This is a genomic window from Burkholderia sp. KBS0801 (genome assembly GCF_005937855.2).
Lineage (GTDB): Bacteria > Pseudomonadota > Gammaproteobacteria > Burkholderiales > Burkholderiaceae > Burkholderia > Burkholderia ambifaria.
Window position 1 is genome coordinate 441,114 of sequence record NZ_CP042178.1, and the last position, 19,636, is coordinate 460,749.

Annotated in this window: 14 protein-coding genes; 9 read left to right on the forward strand and 5 right to left on the reverse strand. The window is 68.6% G+C overall.

Annotation, left to right across the window (positions count from 1 at the left end):
* Positions 1-2,445, reverse strand: coding sequence for a DUF3772 domain-containing protein (locus tag FFI87_RS18795; RefSeq protein WP_138849530.1), 2,445 nt, complete (start codon positions 2,443-2,445; stop codon positions 1-3).
* 465 nt (positions 2,446-2,910) lie between these two features.
* Here FFI87_RS18795 and FFI87_RS18800 point away from each other — a divergent pair, with 465 nt between their 5' ends.
* The 4 genes from FFI87_RS18800 (at position 2,911) to FFI87_RS18815 (ending at position 8,441) form a co-directional block, all read left to right on the forward strand.
* Positions 2,911-4,338, forward strand: a complete 1,428-nt coding sequence (locus tag FFI87_RS18800; RefSeq protein WP_012366844.1) for an MFS transporter — start codon at positions 2,911-2,913, stop codon at positions 4,336-4,338.
* Positions 4,339-4,635: 297 nt separating this feature from the next.
* Positions 4,636-6,102, forward strand: a complete 1,467-nt coding sequence (locus tag FFI87_RS18805; RefSeq protein ID WP_138849529.1) for a hypothetical protein — start codon at positions 4,636-4,638, stop codon at positions 6,100-6,102.
* A gap of 163 nt (positions 6,103-6,265) precedes the next feature.
* Positions 6,266-7,378: a porin gene (locus tag FFI87_RS18810; RefSeq protein ID WP_012366843.1), complete on the forward strand. Its 1,113-nt coding sequence runs from the start codon at positions 6,266-6,268 to the stop codon at positions 7,376-7,378.
* 10 nt (positions 7,379-7,388) lie between these two features.
* A complete protein-coding gene (locus FFI87_RS18815) occupies positions 7,389-8,441 on the forward strand; it encodes a nucleoside hydrolase (RefSeq protein WP_138849528.1) in 1,053 nt (350 codons plus the stop codon).
* A gap of 37 nt (positions 8,442-8,478) precedes the next feature.
* On the opposite strand, the gene FFI87_RS18820 is transcribed toward FFI87_RS18815, so the two are convergent.
* The gene (locus tag FFI87_RS18820; RefSeq protein WP_138849527.1) at positions 8,479-9,390 is read right to left on the reverse strand and encodes a LysR family transcriptional regulator; all 912 of its coding nucleotides are present in this window, start codon (positions 9,388-9,390) and stop codon (positions 8,479-8,481) included.
* A 93-nt stretch (positions 9,391-9,483) separates the two neighbouring features.
* Between FFI87_RS18820 and FFI87_RS18825 the strand changes: the two genes are divergently transcribed.
* Together FFI87_RS18825 and add are read left to right on the forward strand one after the other, a co-directional pair.
* Entirely contained in the window at positions 9,484-10,833 is a 1,350-nt protein-coding gene (locus FFI87_RS18825; RefSeq protein WP_012366840.1) for an NCS2 family permease, read from the forward strand.
* Positions 10,834-10,879: 46 nt separating this feature from the next.
* On the forward strand, positions 10,880-11,980 hold the full coding sequence (gene add, locus FFI87_RS18830; protein WP_138849526.1) for an adenosine deaminase: 1,101 nt from the start codon (positions 10,880-10,882) through the stop codon (positions 11,978-11,980).
* Positions 11,981-12,069: 89 nt separating this feature from the next.
* On the opposite strand, the gene FFI87_RS18835 is transcribed toward add, so the two are convergent.
* Together FFI87_RS18835 and FFI87_RS18840 are read right to left on the reverse strand one after the other, a co-directional pair.
* On the reverse strand, positions 12,070-14,268 hold the full coding sequence (locus FFI87_RS18835) for a penicillin-binding protein 1A (RefSeq protein WP_138849525.1): 2,199 nt from the start codon (positions 14,266-14,268) through the stop codon (positions 12,070-12,072).
* A gap of 96 nt (positions 14,269-14,364) precedes the next feature.
* Positions 14,365-15,915 (reverse strand): PLP-dependent aminotransferase family protein, encoded by a 1,551-nt coding sequence (locus FFI87_RS18840; protein ID WP_138849524.1) that lies wholly within the window; start codon positions 15,913-15,915, stop codon positions 14,365-14,367.
* A 128-nt stretch (positions 15,916-16,043) separates the two neighbouring features.
* On the opposite strand from FFI87_RS18840, the gene FFI87_RS18845 reads away from it, so the two are divergent.
* The gene (locus FFI87_RS18845; protein WP_138849523.1) at positions 16,044-16,682 is read left to right on the forward strand and encodes an FMN-binding negative transcriptional regulator; all 639 of its coding nucleotides are present in this window, start codon (positions 16,044-16,046) and stop codon (positions 16,680-16,682) included.
* A gap of 49 nt (positions 16,683-16,731) precedes the next feature.
* Here the strand turns inward: FFI87_RS18845 and FFI87_RS18850 are convergent, their stop codons facing one another.
* Positions 16,732-17,325 carry a thioredoxin family protein gene (locus tag FFI87_RS18850; RefSeq protein ID WP_012366835.1) on the reverse strand — a complete coding sequence of 198 codons (594 nt, stop codon included), beginning with the start codon at positions 17,323-17,325 and terminating at the stop codon, positions 16,732-16,734.
* Positions 17,326-17,547: 222 nt separating this feature from the next.
* On the opposite strand from FFI87_RS18850, the gene FFI87_RS18860 reads away from it, so the two are divergent.
* Entirely contained in the window at positions 17,548-18,288 is a 741-nt protein-coding gene (locus FFI87_RS18860; protein WP_006750896.1) for a response regulator, read from the forward strand.
* The gene (locus tag FFI87_RS18865; protein WP_012366834.1) at positions 18,285-19,607 is read left to right on the forward strand and encodes an ATP-binding protein; all 1,323 of its coding nucleotides are present in this window, start codon (positions 18,285-18,287) and stop codon (positions 19,605-19,607) included. The genes FFI87_RS18860 and FFI87_RS18865 overlap by 4 nt, the downstream gene beginning before the upstream one ends.
* Positions 19,608-19,636: the final 29 nt, after the last annotated feature.

A 19,636-nucleotide genomic window follows, 5' to 3' on the forward strand; every position in this document is an offset into this window, starting at 1 on the left:
TCACTTCTCCAGCGCCGGCATGTTCTGCACGACAAGCATCTGCGGCGTCGACAGCGTGATCTGCGCCGCGCGCAACTGCTTCAGGATCTCGAACAGCAGGTCGCTTTTGGTCGAGGCCGCGATCCGCGGACTCGACACGTATCCCGTCACGCTCAGCGTGATCCCGTCCGGCGCCAGCTGGCTGAACGTGACCGACGGCGCCGGCTTGTCGAGAATCGCCGGGTGTTCGCGATACGCATCGAGCAGCAGGTCGCGCACCTGCTCGGGATCGGTGTTCAGCGGAAACGTCAGCATCAGCGTCGCGACGCCTTGCGTGCTGTTGCCCATCGTCACGTTGCGCACGTTCTGCGAGATCAGCTGCGAGTTCGGCACGATCACGGTCGAACGATCGCTGAGCTGGATCTCGGTCGCGCGCACGTTGATGCGGCGGATGTCGCCTTCGACGCCCGCGATACTGACCATGTCGCCGACCTTCACCGGCCGCTCGGTCAGCAGGATCAGCCCCGACACGAAGTTCTTCACGATCTCCTGCAGGCCGAAACCGATACCGACCGACAGCGCGCTGACGATCCACGCGAGGTTGCTCCACCTGACACCGAGCAGCCCCAGCGTCATCAGCACGAGCAGCACGTAGCCGACGTTGGTGAACAGCGTGACCAGCGACACGCGCATGCCCGCGTCCATGCCGAGCGCCGGCATGAATTCGTTGTCGAGCCAGCGGCGCACCGAGCGCAGCAGGTAGAAGCCGATCGCGAACCCGATGACGGCGTTCAGGATCCGGTCGGGCATGATGTTCAGGCTCTGCAGCCGCTGGCCGCCGATCATCGCGATCGCGCTGTCGAGCAGGTCGCTCGGCGTCGTGCCGAAGCCGCCCGTCACCAGCGCGATGGCCGCGACCAGCATCAGCAGGCTCGTGCCGAGCCCGGACACGACGGTGTGCGCCTGCTCGAGATGCCGGTCGTCGAGCGCGAACAGGTGCTTGATCTGCTTGCCGCTCGACAGGTTCGCGGAGAACAGGCTTTCGCTCGCGTCGCGCGTGAGCTGCGTCAGGATGTAGACGCTGCACAGCACGATCTCGAACCACACGAGCTCGTACGTGATGAAGCGCGCGACCGTGATGTAGCCGATCAGCAGCGCAACGAGCGACACGACGATCGCCAGCGTGACGCCCGCATGGATCAGCCCCGCGAGCGTCGAACGCTCCTCGGGCGCCTCGCCGGATGCCGCGAGCGCGGTGCGTACGCGGTTCGCGCGCAGGATCGACGCGCCGACGGTCAGCGCGACGACGAGCGATACGATGCCGCGGCCGAGCAGCGTGACGGACAGGCTGGTATCGACGATCCGGTTGATCGATTCGAGCGTGCCGGACATCAGCAGCAGCGCGGCCAGCACGCCGGGGAACGGCCGCATCGCGAGCGCGACGGGATCGGCGAGCGCCGGCAGGCGCCACGACGGATGCTTCGTGCAGAGCAGCGCGCGGCCGAGGCCGGCGATCAGCGCGCAGGTCACGGCGAGCTTCGCGAACTGGTCCCACAGATCGCTCATCGACGGCGTGAGCTCGTAGTGGCGGGCGAGCGCGAGATAGAGCACCTGCACGGCGACCGCGGTCGCCAGCAGCGTCGAGAATGCCGTCGCCAGCGCCAGTGCGCTGCGGCGCAACCGGGTGGGCGGCAGACGGTTCAGGCAGAACCACGCGAGCCCGCGCTCGACGAGGCGGCGGCCGCCGAGCCAGACCGCGAGCGCGGCGATCAGCAGCAGCGTGGTGATGGCGCGCTGGCCGGGTGTCCACGACGAGCGCAGCATGTCGCGCAGTTCGTCGTTGAAGTCCTCGAGGCGCTGGACATCGTCCGGCGACAGATGGAACAGCGGCAGCCAGAATTGCGCACCGAAGATGCTGCCCGAACGGAACGCGAGCTGGTTGCGCAGCAGGCTGCGGTGCAGTTTCGCGAACTGGTCGTTCAGGTTCGCCAGGTTGGCCTTCTGGTCGGCCGCCTGCTTCAGCGCCGCTTCGATTTGCGTCTTGCGCGCGTTCAGCGTCGCCCGCTGCTGCGCGACCGCGGGCGTTTCGGGCGACGCGCCCGGCGCCGGCGGCGGGCCGAGCACGTCGAGCTGAGCCTGGATCTGCGTGCGCTGCGGCGCGAGCTCGCTCTGCAGCTTCTCGACATCGGCGCTCAGTTCCTGCGTCGCTTCGCCGAGCCCGTCGAGCTCCTTGCTGTTGGTCGCGTTCGACGTCTGCTGCTTGATGCGGTCCTGTTGCACCTGCATCTGCTTGAGCTGCGCAACCGCGTCGCTCAGCGAGATGGTCGGCACGGGGACGCCGACGCCGCTCGCGCTCGGCGCGGATGCGGCGCCGGGAAACGCCGACGCGGTCGCGAGCGCAGCGAACTGCAGCAACGCGAACAGCGCGATCCGGCGTGCGTACGTGGAGAGTCGTTGTATGGACATGGAATGCTTACGTTTTGCCGACAATGTCGGGCGCCGAAAAGGCGCCCGGAAGCCGGGAGTTTGGCCCGGTAGCATGTTACCGGGGTGCGGCTCGAACGAAATTCGAACAGATACGCGCGAATCCAGCCGGCGTGGCGTGGGCGGCGGCACCCGAAACGGCCGCTCGCGCCCGTGCCAGCAGGGCGAACGCCGATTTTGCCGAAGCCGGGAAGCGGTGTTTCGACGATTCGGCGCGCTCGATCAGCCGGATCGATGGTTACGAAAGTTACATACTGCTGCGGCCGTATGGCGTGCATAAACGGGGATCGAGTGCGCGGGGCGGTCGTCGATTCCGGCGCGTTGTCGCCGGCGACCGTGTTTCAACGATTGATGTGCTCGGTCGCTCGCCTCGCTAAAATGCGCAAAGCCGCTTGCCAATGCCCTCTGCTAGCGCCAAGACAATCAATAATCCGGAGACTCGCCACCATGGCATCGACCGTGCCTGATCCCGCTTCCGTAGCGCACAGCTTTCGAACCGCCCCCATCGACGCCGGCTCGATTTCAGCCCGCCTCGACCGCCTGCCGCCGACCCGCAGCGTCTGGAAGCTCGTCGTGCTGCTGAGCCTCGGCTTCTTCTTCGAACTCTACGACCTGCTGTACAGCGGCTACATTGCGCCGGGCCTCGTGAAAAGTGGAATCCTGTCCGCGACGACGCACGGCCTGTTCGGCACCACGGGTGTCGCGAGCTTCATCGCCGCGTTGTTCTCCGGTCTCTTCATCGGCACGATCGCGTGCGGCTTCCTCGCGGACCGCTTCGGCCGCCGGGCGATCTTCACGTGGTCGCTGCTGTGGTACACGGCCGCCAACGTCGTGATGGCGTTCCAGGACACCGCGGCCGGATTGAACTTCTGGCGCTTCGTCGTCGGCCTCGGCCTCGGCGTCGAGATGGTCACGATCGGCACGTATATCTCCGAACTCGTGCCGAAGCAGATCCGCGGCCGCGCATTCGCGTGCGAACAGGCGGTCGGGTTCGTCGCGGTGCCGGTGGTCGCGTTCCTCGCGTACCTGCTCGTGCCGCACGCGCCGTTCGGTCTCGACGGCTGGCGCTGGGTCGTGCTGATCGGCGCGCACGGCGCGCTGTTCGTGTGGTGGATTCGCCGCGCGTTGCCGGAAAGCCCGCGCTGGCTCGCGCAGCAGGGCCGCATCGACGAAGCCGACCGCATCATGCGCGCGCTCGAGGCGAAGGTCGAAGCCGAATACGGCCGGCCGCTGCCGCCGCCCGCGCCGGCCGAGCCGGTGCCGCCGCGCGGCAGCTTCCGCGACATGTGGGTGCCGCCGTATCGCAGCCGCACGATCATGATGACGATCTTCAACGTGTTCCAGACGGTCGGTTTCTATGGCTTCGCGAACTGGGTGCCGACGCTGCTGATCAAGCAGGGCATCACGATCACGTCGAGCCTCATGTATTCGAGCGTGATCGCGCTCGCGGCGCCGCTCGGTCCGCTGATCGGCCTCGTGATCGCCGACCGTTTCGAGCGCAAGTCGGTGATCGTCGCGATGGCCGCGGCGATCGTCGTCTGCGGGCTGATGTTCAGCCAGACGACGGTGGGCGCGTTCCTGATCGTGCTCGGCATCGGCCTCACGCTCGCGAGCAACATCATGTCGTACAGCTTCCACGCGTATCAGGCCGAACTGTTCCCGACGTCGATCCGCGCACGCGCGGTGGGCTTCGTCTACTCGTGGAGCCGCTTCTCGGCGATCTTCTCGTCGTTCGTGATCGCGGCCGTGCTGAAAGGCTTCGGCACGTTCGGCGTGTTCGCGTTCATCGCCGGCGCGATGGTGATCGTGATGGCCGCGATCGGGCTCATGGGGCCGCGCACCAAAGGCATCGCGCTCGAAGCGATTTCGAAGTAGAGAGGCGGGTGGGGCGCTCGTGTGTTGGGTACGGCACGCGAGCGCGCGGTGCTCGCAGTTTCATGTTGTCCAAACATGCAACGTAACAGCCTGCCATGCCGCCGCGAAGCAATCGGCAACGAGTTGAAACAAAGCGTGACGAAGCGCAAAACTGCCGTCAAACCGGGGGTTCGGCCCTGCGGATCGGCATCCGCGCGGGTAAAATGAAAGACCTGACGACTCATTAGCTGCCATCGTGCCGAACGCGTTGCACTGCGAACGGCCCACCGCGAAGAGGCGTCGGCGCCGAGGCATGCAATGCCTGCGGCGTGTCGATGGCTCGCGCGGAAGACGCGCCGTTCGCCCTATGCGGCGGCCGTATCGGCCGATGGCCTCGATCGTATGATGCTTTCCGACCTGACGCGACGGTTGCCCAAGTCGCGTTGCCGTACTCTCGCCGTCGCCGCGTCCGTGTGGCTCGCGGCCGCGCTCCCGATCTCCGTGCTTGTCGAGCGGTCAGCGTTTGCCGCGTCCGACGTGCCGTCGTCCGGTGCTACGTCATCCTCATCAACTGCATCGGCCGCGCATCCGGCTTCGGGGGCGTCTGCATCGTCGGCGGCAATGCCGTCGTCTGCTGCATCTGCCGTGCATCGTGCTTCGTCGGCCAACGGGGCGTCGGCGGCATCCGCCGTGCATCGTGCTTCGCCGGCCAGCGGGGCATCAGCGGCATCCTCCGTGAATCATGCTGCGCCGACCAACGGGTCGTCCGCGGCATCCGCCGTGCATCATGCTGCGCCGGCCAGTGCGGCATCAGCGGCATCCGTTGTGAATCATGCTGCATCCGCCAGCGCGGCATCAGCGGCATCCTCCGCGTCCACCGCATCGCCGGCGTCCGCGGCGTCCACCGCATCGCCCGCCTCGGCCGCTTCCGGCACCCCGGCGAGCGAAGCCGAGGCTCCCGCGCCGACGCCGCCGCGCCGGCACCCGCCGCTGTCGGCCGACGAAGCGAAGAACGCAACCGCGCGTGCGATCGACATGCGCAAGGAATTCACGCAGGAAGTCACGCGGCGCCTGAACGTGCCCGCGAGCGAGCAGCGCGCGTACGGCGTGCGCCTTCAGAAAGCCCTCGCCGATGCGAACCTCGGCGACCTCGCCGGCGAGTACATCGTGATGGTCGACCGCGCGCCGAACGTGCAGGCGCTGTTCATCTACTTCCGCGCGACGCCGACCAATGCGTGGCTGATGATCGGCGCGTCGCCGGTCGGCACCGGCTGGCCCGGCAAGTACGATCACTTCCTGACGCCGCTCGGCGTGTTCCATCACACGCCCGACAACATGGACTTCCGCGCGGAAGGCACGACGAACGACAACGGCATTCGCGGCTACGGCCAGCGCGACATGCGTATCTACGACTTCGGCTGGGTGGACGGCGAGCGCGGGTGGGGCAAGGGCGGCAAGTCGCCGATGCGTTTCCAGATGCACGCGACCGACCCCGACCGTCTCGAGGCGCTGCTGGGCATTCGCCACTCGAAAGGCTGTGTGCGGATTCCCGCGTCGCTGAACACGTTCCTCGACCGGCACGGCATTCTCGACGACGACTATCAGGCGCGCGTCGAAGCCGGCAAGTCGCTGTGGGTGCTGCGCCACGACCGCGACATCACGCCGATCGCCGGCCGCTACCTGGTCGTGATCGACAGTGCGCGCAAGACGCGTCCGGCATGGTCGCCGGCGCCGGGGCGCAACGCGTGGTCGAAGTTGCCGAAGAACGGCGACACGGCGGACTGACGGCAGCCGGTCCGCCGCTGGGGAGGCGGTCGGATAAGAATAAATCTGTTTTATCGACACATAAGAAAAGCAAACTTTTATTATCCGATCGCGATTCGTATAGTCGAGTCCGGTTTCGCGGAAACCCCGCCGCGCCCGGACCCTCACCGACCATACGACCCGCATGAAAACTCTCTACAAGCTCGCTCCGCTCGCGATGCTCGGCGCCTTCGCGACCCATGCCGGTGCGCAAAGCAGCATCACGCTGTACGGTCTCATCTCGGCCGGCGTCGGGTACGCGACCAACCAGGGCGGCAAGAACGCCTGGCAGGCGCTGTCCGGCACGAATCAGAACCCGCGCTGGGGGCTGAAGGGCAAGGAGGATCTCGGGCAGGGGCTGTCGGCGATCTTCCAGCTCGAGAACGGCTTCAACGTGATGACGGGCACGGCCGCGCAGAACGGCCGCGAGTTCGGGCGCATGGCATACGTGGGCCTTGCCGACCGCACCTACGGGTCGCTGACGTTCGGCCGCCAGTACGACGCGATCCACGACTACATCGGGCCCGTGATCATCGCGAGCAACGGCGTGAACATCGGCGACAACGACAACGGCTACAACGACATCCGCGTGCAGAACTCGGTGAAGTACGTGAGCTCCGTGTACTACGGCCTGAAATTCACCGCGCTGTACGGCTTCAGCAACGCGACGGGCTTCGCGAACAACAGCGCGTACAGCTTCGGTCTCGGCTACGAGCGCGGCCCGCTGCGCTGGAGCGTGGTCTACGCGCAGTACAACCATCCATACAGCAGCACGAATCCCGACGGCGCGATCGCGAACGACTATGGTTCGCCGCTCCTGATCTTCGCGAAGAGCGCGATGTCGCCGGCGGTATTCGCGAGCCGGCAGCGCATCGTGGGCACGGGCGGCTTCTACACGATCGGCCGCGCGCAGTTCGCGGCGCTGTTTACCGACGTGCGCTACGATTACCTCGACAATTCGCATCTGCACCTGCAGAACGTCGGCGTGAACATCGTCTATACGATGACGCCGCAGCTCTTTCTCGGTGCCGCGTATGCGTTCACGAACGGCAAGTACGACGTGATCGACAAGCGGCCGAAATGGCATCAGGTGAACCTGCAGGCCGACTACTTCCTGTCGAAACGCACCGACGTCGCGCTGACGGTGATCGCGCAGCAGGCGGCCGGCGACGCGCAGCACGCGCAGATCTTCGCGTACGCACGCTCGACCGGCACGCGCCAGATGATGGCGACGCTGGGCGTGCGGCACGTATTCTGAGAGCCCGACCATGACCCATCCGATCGCATCCCGCCGCACCTTCCTGAAACTGTCCGCCGCGCTGGCCGGCACCGCGCTGCTGCCCGAAACGGGCGCGTTCGCGGCCGGCGGCGACGCCGCGCGCCGCACGGTGATCATCGATACCGACCCGGGGCAGGACGACGCCATCGCGATCCTGTTCGCGCTGGGCGCGCAGGACCGCCTCGACGTGCGCGCGCTGACCGCCGTGGCCGGCAACGTGCCGCTCGAGCTGACCGAACGCAATGCGCGGATCATCCGCGACTGGGCCGGCCGCACGCAGACGCTGCCGGTGTTCGCGGGTTGCCCGCGCCCGCTCGTGCGCGAACTCGTGACGGCCGCGAACGTGCACGGCAAGACGGGCCTCGAAGGTGTCGCGCTGCACGAACCGCGCGCGCCGCTCGCGGCCGGGCATGCGGTGTCGTACCTCGTCGATACGCTGAGCCGCGCGGCGCCGAACAGCGTGACGCTGTGCGCGCTCGGCCCGCTGACGAACATCGCGACCGCGCTGGTCGAAGCGCCGCTGATCCGCGGCGCGTTGCGCGAGATCGTGCTGATGGGCGGCGCGTTTTTCGAGCGCGGCAACATCACGCCGGCCGCGGAGTTCAACATCTACGTCGATCCGCAGGCAGCCGAAATCGTATTCGGCAGCGGGGTGCCGATCGTCGTGCTGCCGCGCGACGTCGCGGTGAAGGCGGCGATCACACCGGCGCGCGTCGCGCCGTTCCGCGCGCTCGGCAACCGCTGCGGCGCGATCGTCGCGGACATCATGGACGCCGAGCTCGCGTACAACAGGAAGCGGCGCGGCGTCGACGACGGGCCGATGTATGACCCGACCGCGGTCGGCTATCTCGTCGATCCGACGCTGTTCAACGGACGCAAGGTGAACGTCGTCGTCGAGACGGCCGGGCAGTGGACGCTCGGCGAGACGGTGATCGACTGGAACGGGCGCAGCGGCCACGCGCCGAACGCGACGTGGATCAACGAGGTCGACGCGGACCGCTTCTACGCGACGCTCGCCGAGCGCATCGCGAAGCTGCCCTGAACGCGACGCAACGTGACGTGCCGCGCACCGAACCGAATCAGATGTGCTTCGCAATCCACTCGCGGCAGGTGCGCACGTGCGGGCCGCGATCGTCGGCGGCGAGCGAGATCAGCGAGATCGCACGCGTGACGCGCGGTTTCTCCACACGCAGCGCGACGAGTTCGGGATCGTGCAGATGCATCGTGTAGAGGCTCGGCAGCACGGCGGTCGCGAGGCCGTTGCGCGCGAGCGCATACAGCGGCTCCGTGTATTCCATCCGGTACGCGACGTTCAGGCGCAGCTTCGCGGCGCCGCCGGTGCGATGCAGCGACTCGCTGACGCTGCCGCGCACGAACACGGCCAGCTCGCGGTCCACGAGCTTCGCCCACGTGATGCTCTTCGCGCCCGCGAGCGGATCGTCGTGCCGCACGACGATCACGATCTCGTCCTCGAAGAGCTGCTGGTAGTGCAGCGTGCCGTCGTCGCTGTCGGGTTCGCGCACGCCGATGCCGAGATCCGCGACGCCGTCGCGCACGGCTTCGACGAGTGCGCTGTTCGGCAGATCGGTGAGCGTGAAGCGCAGCGCCGGATGCGTGCCGCGCAGTGCGTTGAGCGCGGGCAGCAGGCGGCCGGCGACCGACGGGATGAACGCGATCCGCACGGTTTGGATGCGTTCGCCGATGAGCCGCGTCATGTCGTCGAAGGTGCCGCGCGCCTGGTTCAGCAGCCGCTCGGCGAGCGGCAGCACGGCCTCGCCGGCGGAGGTCAGCGTGAGCCGGTGGGCGGTGCGCGCGAACAGGCGTCCGCCGAGCAGGAATTCGATCTGGCGGATCGACGCGGTGAGCGCGGGCTGCGTGAGCGACAGCGCCTGCGCGGCCTGCGTGAAGCTGCGCGCATGCGCGAGGACGACGAAGTGCTGGACCTGCCGCAGCGTGAGTGCGGGTAACAGCGACGAGCGGTCGGACGACATCGGGCAATAACGGTCGGATGCGGTACGAGGCAGTATAGGGCCGCGCCGCGCGGACCGACACAGGACAATAATCGGAATCACAGGAGAACCACCATGTCAGCGACTGACACGATGCCGGCGCGTACGCCGGCCAACTGGCTCGAACGGCGCTTCGCGCTCGCGGCGCGCGGCACGAGCGTGCGCACCGAGACGCTCGCCGGCATCACGTCGTTTCTCGCGGCCGCGTACCTGCTCGTCGTGATCCCGTCGCTGCTCGCGACGGGCGGGATGGAGCGCGGCGCGGCGACGACCGCGACGATCATCGTGTTCGTGCTGTTCACGACGCTGATGGGCTTCTACGCGAACCTGCCGTTCCTCGTCGGACCCGGCATCGGCGGCTCGGTGATCATCGGCGTGACGCTCGCGACGACGGAACACGTCGGCTGGCAGACGGGCCTCGGCATTGCGTGCGTGTCGGGCGTGCTGTTCTTCCTGCTGACGATCTTCGGCGCGCGCGGTGTCGTGATGCGGCTGATTCCGGTGCAGATCAAGCTCGGACTCGGCGCATCGATCGGCCTGTTCGTGACGATGCTCGGGCTGCGTAATGCAGGGATGGTCGTCGCGAACGCGAAGACCAACGCGTTCGCGCTCGGCGACTTCTCGCGGCCGGGTGCGCTCGTCGCGCTGATCGGTCTCGCGGTCGCGATCGTGCTGCAGGCGCGCAAGGTGCCCGGCGCGATCCTGATCGCGATTCTCGCCGCGGCCGCTGCCGGCGTGCCGCTCGGCGTCACGCATCTGCCCGCGTCGTTCGTGTCGCTGCCGCACAGCATCGCGCCGATCGCGTTCAAGCTCGACCTCCGCGGCGCGTTGACGCTGGCGGCCGCGCCGTACCTGTTCGCGTTCTTCGCGGCGGAATTCTTCTCGACGCTCGGCACCGCGCTCGCGGTCGGCGCGAAGGCGAACCTGCTCGACGGGCAAGGGAACCTGCCGAACATCAACCGGCCGTTCCTGGTCGACTCGCTCGCCGCCACGTTCGGCCCCGTGTTCGGCATTCCCGCGCTGACCGCGCTGATCGAATCGGCGGCGGGCGTCGAGGCCGGCGGCCGCAGCGGGCTGTCGTCGCTGGCGGCGGCCGTGCTGTTCGCCGCGATGCTGCTGTTCGTGCCGGTCGCGCTCGCGATTCCGAAGGAGGCGACCGCGCCGGCGCTGATCCTGATCGGGCTGTCGATGTTCGCGACGATCCGCCATACGCACTTCGACGACTTCACCGATGCACTGCCCGTGATGTCGATGGTGCTGCTCACGCTGATGTCGAACAGCTTCGGCACCGGCATCGCGGGCGGGCTGCTGTGCTACGTGCTCGTCAAGCTGCTGGCCGGCCGCTGGCGCGACGTGTCGTGGGGGCTCGTCGTGCTCGCGCTGCCGCTCGGCTACTACTTCTGGACCGTCGTGAAGCCGCACTGAGAGACGGTTTTCACGACGCATTGGCACTACCGCAAACGAGACAGACATGAAGGGAACACCAGGCAACGTCCCGGCCGCGCGCACGGGCATCGAGATCACGGCCGCTCATCGGGCCTTCTTCCACGCGCTGCCGAAGGTGGAGCTGCATTGCCACCTGCTCGGCGCGGTGCGGCACGACACGTTCGTCGCGCTCGCGCAGCGCAGCGGCGCACCGATCGAGCGCGCGGAGATCGACGCGTTCTATGCGCGCGGCGAGAAGCCGGTAGGCGTGCTGCACGTGCTGCGCGCGCTCGACCGATACCTGCTCACGCGGCCCGACGATCTGCGGCGGATCGCATACGAGTATCTCGAGGATGCGGCCGCGCACAACGTCCGGCATGCGGAATTCTTCTGGAATCCGACGGGTACGGTGCGCGTGTCGGGCATGGCGTATGCGGACGCGCAGGCCGCGATCGTGACGGGGATGCGCGATGCCGCGCGCGATTTCGGGATCGGCGCGCGCCTGATTCCGAGCATCGATCGCGAGCAGGACCCGGACGAAGCGGTCGCGATCGTCGACTGGATGAAGGCGAATCGCGCGGACGAAGTCGCGGGGCTCGGAATCGACTATCGCGAGAACGACCGGCCGCCCGAGCTGTTCTGGAAGGCGTATCGCGACGCGCGTGCAGCCGGCTTCCGCACGACCGCGCATGCGGGCGAGTTCGGGATGCCGTGGCGCAACGTCGAGACGGCGGTCGATCTGCTGCACGTCGATCGTGTCGATCACGGCTATACGATCGTCGACAACCCCGAGCTCTGCGCGCGCTATGCGGAACGCGGGATCGTCTTCACGGTCGTGCCGACCAATTCGTACTACCTGCGCACGCTGCCGCCGGACCAATGGGCGGAGCGGCATCCGATGCGCAAGATGCCGGGCCTCGGGCTGAAGATCCATCCGAACACCGACGATCCGACGCTGCACAAGGTGAATCCGTCGGAGGCGTGGGAGCTGATGTTCAGCCATTTCGGCTTCACGATCGCCGACCTGAAGCAGTTCGTGCTGAACGGGATCGACGGCGCGTGGGTCGACGACGACACGAAGGCCGCATGGCGCGCGGCTTGGGTGCCGGAGTTCGATGCGCTGGCCGCAACGCTCGCCGCGGGCTGAGCTTTCTGCCGTAATAGCCGGCCGGCGAATCGTTCAGGCGATCACGCAGGCCGCGTCGACGGACCGGCCGTGCCGTTGCGGCGTCGCGATCAGCGGAAAATCTTCAACCAGTCGAACAGCCCGGGATGCGGACGCCGCTTCGGTGCCGGCGCCGGTGCGCTGCGCGGCCGGAAGTCGGGCGAGAACTGCACATGCGGGTCGATCGCCCGTGCCCGCAGCGCCGCGTCGTAGAACGAACCGACGATCGGCAGCGCGCTGTGCGCACCCGCACCCCAGTAGTCGCTGCGCAGCGTCACGCTGCCGTCGTCGAAGCCGACCCACGCGCCGGCCACCAGTTGCGGATGCATCAGGATGAACCAGCCGTCCGTGTTGTCCTGCGTCGTGCCGGTCTTGCCCGCGACGTCGATGCGAATCCCGTAGCGCGAGCGAATGTCGGCACCGGTCCCGTAATCGACGACGCCGCGCATCACGTCGACCAGCGTCTGCGCCGCGGCCACCGGCAGCGCGCGTTCGGGCGGCGCGCTGCCGAATGCGGCGAGCACCTTGCCGTCGCGATCCTCGATGCGCGTGATCATCTGCGGCACGACGTACACGCCGCGGTTCGCGATCGTCCCGTACGCGGACACCATCTCCTTCAGCGTGACGGGACTCGTGCCGAGCGCGAGCGACGGCACCGCGTCGAGCGGGCTGTCGCGCACGCCCATCGCGCGCGCGAGCTGCGCGACCCTGGCCGCGCCTTCGCGCTGCATCACCTGCGCGGTGATGCGATTGCGCGACAGGGCGAGCGCGTCGCGCAGCGTCATTGGCGCGTCGGTCGGCGGTTCCGCGTCGGTCGGATGCCACACGGTGTGCGCGTCGATCGGGATCGCGACGGGGCGGTCGACGAACGTATCGCCCGGGCGCATCCCGTCCGCGAACGCGGCGCCGTAGACGAACGGCTTGAATGTCGAGCCCGGCTGGCGCCGCGCCTGCATCACGTGATCGAACGGCTCGCTGCCGAAATCGGGGCTGCCGACCCACGCGCGGATCGCGCCGTTGCGCGGATCGATCGCGACGAAACCGGCCTGCACCTGCGTCTTGCGCTCGCACAACGCCTGCATGAACGCGCGATTCGAGGCGAGCTGCTTCAGTGCCGCCGCATCGGCGAGCCCTGCATCGCGCGCGTCGCGGTAGTCCGATGTCTGCCGGATGAAGCCGCGGAACAGGTCGTTGCGCAGCCCGCAGCCGGACGGGCCGCGCCACGCGCCGTCGGCGACCGCCTGCAGCCGTTCGGTCTGCCGGGTCAGCGCTTGCGTCGCCATGTCCTGCAGCCGTGCATCGAGCGTCGTGCGCACGACGAGGCCGTCCGAGTAGAGGTCGTAGTTGTTCCGGTCGGCCCACGCGATCAGCCACTTGCGCAGCTGCACCGCGAAGTGCGGGGCCGGGCCGGGCTGTGCCGTCTGCGGCTCGAAGTCGACGCGCAGCGGCCGGCGCTGCAATCGCGCGAGCTGCTGCGGCGACAGCATGCCCATCGCCGCCATCCGCGCGAGCACGATGTTGCGGCGCTGGACCGCACGCTCCGGGTTCAGCACCGGGTTGTAGTAGCTGTTGCCCTTCAGCATCCCGACGAGTGTCGCGCTTTCGACGATGTCGAGCTGGTCCGCCGATTTGCCGAAATAGGTGCGCGCGGCCATCTCGACGCCGAACGCGTTGTACAGGAACGGCACGGTGTTGAGATAGGTCTCCAGAATCTCGTCCTTGCTGTACACCGTCTCGATCTTGAACGCGGTAATCAGCTCCTTCATCTTGCGCATGAGCGTCGGCGCGCGGCCGACTTCATCCGGATACAGGTTGCGCGCGAGCTGCTGCGTGATCGTCGAGCCGCCCTGGCGGCTGCCCGAGAACGTATGCAGGCCGGCCGCGAGCGTGCGGCGCCAGTCGATGCCGTGATGCGCGTAGAAGCGGTGGTCCTCGGTCGCGATCAGCGCATCGACCATGTGCGGCGAGATCTGCTTGAGCGGCACCCATTCGCGGTTGACGGGCCGGAATTCGGCGATCAGCTGGCCGTCGGCCGACAGCACGCGCGCGGGGCGGTCGATGCGCGCCTTGCGGATGTCGCCGATGCTCGGCGTGAACGGCACGAACGCGAGCAGGACCAGCAGGCCGAGCACAGGTATCGCGGCGAGCGTCAGCGCGACGCCGCGGCGCGTCGGATGGCGCAGGCGTCGCCACGCGGCGGCACCCAGCGCGCGGGCACCGTCACGGCAGCGAAGCCACAGATTGCGGAGAAACAGCAGGAAGCGATTCACGGCGGCGGGAGCGCGGTCGGAAAGGCGCGATCCTAGCAAACCGCGCAACGTCGGCTGTTGCCAAAATGCCGGTTTTCTCGCCGGATTTACAGACGATTACGTTTGTTGCCCGCGCACAACCTTTGATCGCGTGCGTCGTCGCGATTCGTCCGATGAATCGACGCCGGCCGCATCGCCCACCACATCCGCGAGCCGCTGGGCGGCCGCTTCCATCCGCGCGCGATCGAACCCGCCGAAACCGAGCACGAGGCCCGGACGCTCGGTGCCCGGCGCGAACATCGGCGATACCGCACGCACCGCGACGCCCGCCTGCGCGGCGCGCGCCACTACGTCGAGATCGTCGATCCCGGCCGCGAGCCACAGCACCACGTGCATGCCCTGATCGCCGGGCTGCACCCACGCGCGCTCGCGCGGCAGCCGCGCGCCAAGCGTCTCGATCAGCAGCGCGCGCTGTTCCGCGTAGACGCCGCGTACGCGGCGAATGTGGCGGTCGAGATGGCCCTCCGCGATGAACGCGGCGAGCACGTGCTGATCCGCGGTCGGCGCGTGGCGATCCATCAGCACGCGCGCGCCACAGAAGGCCGGCACCAGATCGTCGGGCGCGATCACGTAGCCGAGCCGCAGCGATGGAAACAGGATCTTGCTGAAGGTGCCGAGATAGACGACGCGCTCGGGGTCGAGCCCCTGCAGCGACGGAAACGGATAGCCTTCGTAGCGCAGCTCGCTGTCGTAATCGTCCTCGACCACCCACGCTTGATGCGTGCGCGCCCAGCCCAGCAGCGCGTTGCGCCGCGCCATGCTCATCGGCATCCCCAGCGGGTACTGGTGCGACGGCGTGACGAATGCCGCGCGTGCGTCCGGTGCGACGCGGATGCCGGCCTCGACGTCGATGCCATCCGCGTCGACCGGCACGCGCACCATCGCGTCGCGGCGCCCGGTGCTCTCGAGTAGCGCGGTGATGCCGCGATAGGCGGGATTCTCGACCCACGCGCGATCGTGCGCGCCGAGCAGCACCTGGCTCGCGAGATGCAGCCCCTGTTGCGTGCCGCTCGTGATCACGACCTGATCGGCGCTGCAGCGCACCGAGCGCGAGCGGCGCACGTAGTCGGCGATCGCTTCACGCAGCGGCAACGCGCCTTGTGGATCCGCATAGCCGGACGGCGCACCGGCGCCGCGTGCGCGCAGCCGGTTGCCGAGCCGGCGCCAGATGTCGTCGGGCGCGGTGAGCCCGACCGGCACCGAGATCGCGAACGGCGCGGCCGGCAGTGGTCGGAATTCGCGGGCGATCCGCGCGAACGTCGCGGCCGGCTCGGGCAGGCCGGCGTGCGCGGCGCGCGGGTGCGCGGCCGGTGGTTCGCCGGCCGCCGGCGGCTCGGCCAGCGCGTTCGCGACCCGCGTGCCGGCGCCGCCGCGCGACTCCAGGAAGCCTTCGGCGACGAGCTGCGCATACGCGTCGACGACGGTGCCGCGTGCCACCTCGAGCGATGCCGCGAGCAGCCGCGTGGACGGCAACGTGTCGCCGGGCCGCACGTCGCCGCGGCGCACCGCGTCCCGCAACGCCTGCGCGAGCTGGCGGCTCAGGTCGCCGGCCGCGCGGTCGAGCGCGCCGAGCGACGGGATTTCGACGATCCGGGCGGTCCTGGCCATGATTCTGGTCTGCTGAAATTGTTCGAAAGCGGCTCTACAGAATAAACCAGTTAGCGCTCACAATCGGGCCATCACGCGCCCGTTTCGGGCGCGTTCCTTCCTGAACCCCGTCCGACCGTGGAGCCGCCATGTATGTCCCCGCCGATTTCGCCGAATCCCGCCCCGACGCGCTGCGCGAACTGATCGTCCAGCATCCGTTCGGCAGCCTCGTCACGCACGGCAAGAGCGGGCTCGACGCGAACCACATTCCGTTCGAACTGCTGCCGGGCGACGGCGGCCTCGGCGAGCTGCATGCGCACGTCGCGCGCGCGAATCCGGTCTGGCAGGAGGTCGTGAACGGCGACGAGGTGCTCGTGATCTTCCGTGCCGGCGATGCGTACATCTCGCCGAACTGGTACCCGAGCAAGCACGTCGCGCACCGGCAGGTGCCGACGTGGAACTACGTGGTCGTGCATGCGCACGGCCGCATCACGGTGCGCGACGACGAGAAGTTCGTGCGCGGCGTGGTCGCGCGGCTGACCCGCACGCACGAGGCATCGCAGCCGGCGCCGTGGAAGATGGCCGACGCGCCGAAGGACTATCTCGACACGATGCTGCAGTCGATCGTCGGGCTGCAGATCGAGATCACGCGGCTCGTCGGCAAGCGCAAGCTCGGGCAGAACAAGGCGGTCGACGATATCCGCGGCGCGGGTGACGCGCTGATCGCGGGCGGGCAGCTCGCGATCGGCGAGGCGATGCTGGCGGAGGCGGACGCGAAGCTCAAGTGAGCGGCGGCGAATCGCCCGGGGCGCCTGCCGCGCCTCCGGCCGGCGCCCGTTACTGCGTACGCATCGCGCCCTTCGTGCCTTCGCCCGCCTGGGCTTGCGCCTGCACCAGCGCCTCGCGAATCGCCGCCTCGGTCTTGTCGTACCCGCCCTCGCCATAGCGCGTATAGACGATCTTCCCGTTCGCGTCGATCAGGTACAGCGCGGGCCAGTACTGGTTGCCGTACGCGCGCCACGTGTCGTAGCGGTTGTCCTGCGCGACCGGATACTGGATGTCGAAGCGCTTGAGCGCATCGGCGACGTTCTTCGGATCGCGTTCGAACGGATATTCGGGCGTATGCACGCCGACCACGACCAGCCCCTGGTCGCGATACTTCCGGTACCAGTCGTTCACGTACGGAATCGTGTGAATGCAGTTGATGCACGAGTAGGTCCAGAAATCGACCAGCACGACCTTGCCGCGCAGCTGCGCGAGCTTGAGCGGCGCGCTGTTCTGCCAGCGCTCGATGCCGGTGAAGTCGGGCGCCGGCGTGCCGGCGAGCGAGGCCGTCATGCCCGCGTCGTCGCGGGTGCCGGCGAACGCGGCGAGCCCGGCCGTGGCGGCGATCGCGATCACGAGGGCGGCAGTCTTGAGTCTGGGCAGCATGGCGGTTCTCCGGTTCGGCCGGCCGCCGCGCGATCGCGTCGGCCGGAGTGGTTTCGACAGCCCTCATTGGGCCGCGCCGACGTATCTGCGATGTGTCCGGCGAGCCGCGTGCGTGCAATGTTGTGTGTCGTCGCGGCGGCGCGATACATTGGGATACAAATGCGTGCCCGCGGTGCGGTATAAAGGCGGACATCGCCAGCCGCAACCTCACGACCCCGACTCATGGACAAGATCGACCACGTACTGATCGTCGACGACGATCGCGCGATCCGCGAACTGATCGCCGACTACCTCGAGAAGAACGGCATGCGCGTGTCGCTCGCCGCGAACGGCCGCGAGATGCGCAACGTGCTCGAGGACGGCGCGCCCGACCTGATCGTGCTCGATCTGATGCTGCCCGGCGAGGACGGCCTCACGCTGTGCCGCGATCTGCGCGCCGGCAAGTTCCGCACGGTGCCGGTGCTGATGCTGACCGCGCGCGGCGAGGAAACCGACCGCATCATCGGTCTCGAGATGGGCGCCGACGACTATCTCGCGAAGCCGTTCGCGGTGCGCGAGCTGCTGGCGCGGATCCGCTCGGTGCTGCGCCGCGCGCGCATGCTGCCGCCCGGCATGCAGGTGACGGAGACGGCCGAGATGCTCGCGTTCGGCGAATGGCGGCTCGACACGACGGGGCGCCACCTGCTCGACGCCGAAGGCACGCTGGTGGCGCTGAGCGGCGCCGAATACCGGCTGCTGCGCGTGTTCCTCGACAATCCGCAGCGCGTGCTGACGCGCGACCAGTTGCTCAACCTCACGCAGGGCCGCCAGTCCGATCCGTTCGACCGGTCGATCGACCTGCTGGTGAGCCGGCTGCGCCAGCGGCTGCGCGACGGCGCGCGCGAGCCGCGCTACATCAAGACGCTGCGCAACGAGGGCTACGTGTTCTCGTCGGCGGTGACCACGGTCGAAGGCGACGCATGAGCGCGCGCACCTTGCGGCACTGGCCGCGCTCGCTGTTCGCGCGGCTCGCGCTGATCCTGTGCGTGGGCCTCGCGCTCGCGCAGACGCTGTCGTTCTGGCTCACGATGACGGAGCGCGACCAGGCGACCACCAACCTGATGATGGGCTACATCGAGCGCGAGGTCGCGAGCTCGGTCGCGCTGCTCGACCACCTGCCGGCCGCCGAGCGCGCCGCGTGGTTGCCGCGGCTCGCGCGGCGCAGCTACGCGTTCATCCTCGGGCCCGGCGAGACGGGCACGCCGTCCGAGGCGCGGCTGTCGGCGCGCGTCGAGCGGTCGATCTCGGACGGCATCGGCGGCGACTACCCGCTGACGGCGAACGCGATTCCCGGCGATCGCGAGCATCTGCAGGTGCATCTGCGCCTGACCGACGGCTCGCCGTTGACGATCGACATCCACCCGATGTCGACCGTGCCGCTGTCGGGCTGGCTGCCGGTGGTGCTCGCGCTGCAGCTCGCGGTGCTGGCCGCGTGCTGCTGGCTCGCGGTGCGGCTCGCGACGCGGCCGCTGAACCAGCTCGCGCGGGCGGCCGACGCGCTCGGCCCCGACCTGAAGGGCGAACGCCTGAACGAGAGCGGGCCGTCGGAGGTCGCGCGTGCCGCGCGGGCGTTCAACGCGATGCAGGACCGCATCGCGCAGTACATGGCCGAGCGCATGCAGATCCTCGCGTCGATCTCGCACGACCTGCAGACGCCGATCACGCGCATGCGATTGCGCGTCGACGTGATGGACGACGACGCGCAGGGCGCGAAGCTGCGCCAGGACCTGATCGAGATGGAGCATCTGGTGAAGGAGGGCGTCGCCTATGCGCGCACGCTGCACGGCACGGATGAAGCCGCGCGCCGCATCGATCTCGATGCGCTGCTCGACAGCATCGTCTGCGACTACACGGATGCGGGGCAGGACGTCGCGCTGCACAGCGGCGGCCCGCTCGCGCTCGTCACGCGACCGAAGGCGCTGCGCCGGATCGTCGGCAACCTCGTCGACAACGCGCTGAAGTTCGCCGGTGCGGCCGAGATCGACGTGCAGGCGGCGTCGGGCGGCGGCGCGGTCATTGCGGTGCGCGATCGCGGGCCCGGCATTCCGGACGATCAGCTCGACGCGGTGTTCGAACCGTTCCGGCGCGTGGAGACGTCACGCAATCGCGAGACGGGCGGCACGGGGCTCGGTCTTGCGATCGCGCGGCAGCTTGCGCTCGCGATGGGCGGCACGCTCACGTTGCGCAACCGGACGGATGGCGGCGGGCTCGAAGCGCGGCTGACGCTGGCGAATGCTGCGTGATGCGTGATGCGATGCCGCGCGAGGCGGCT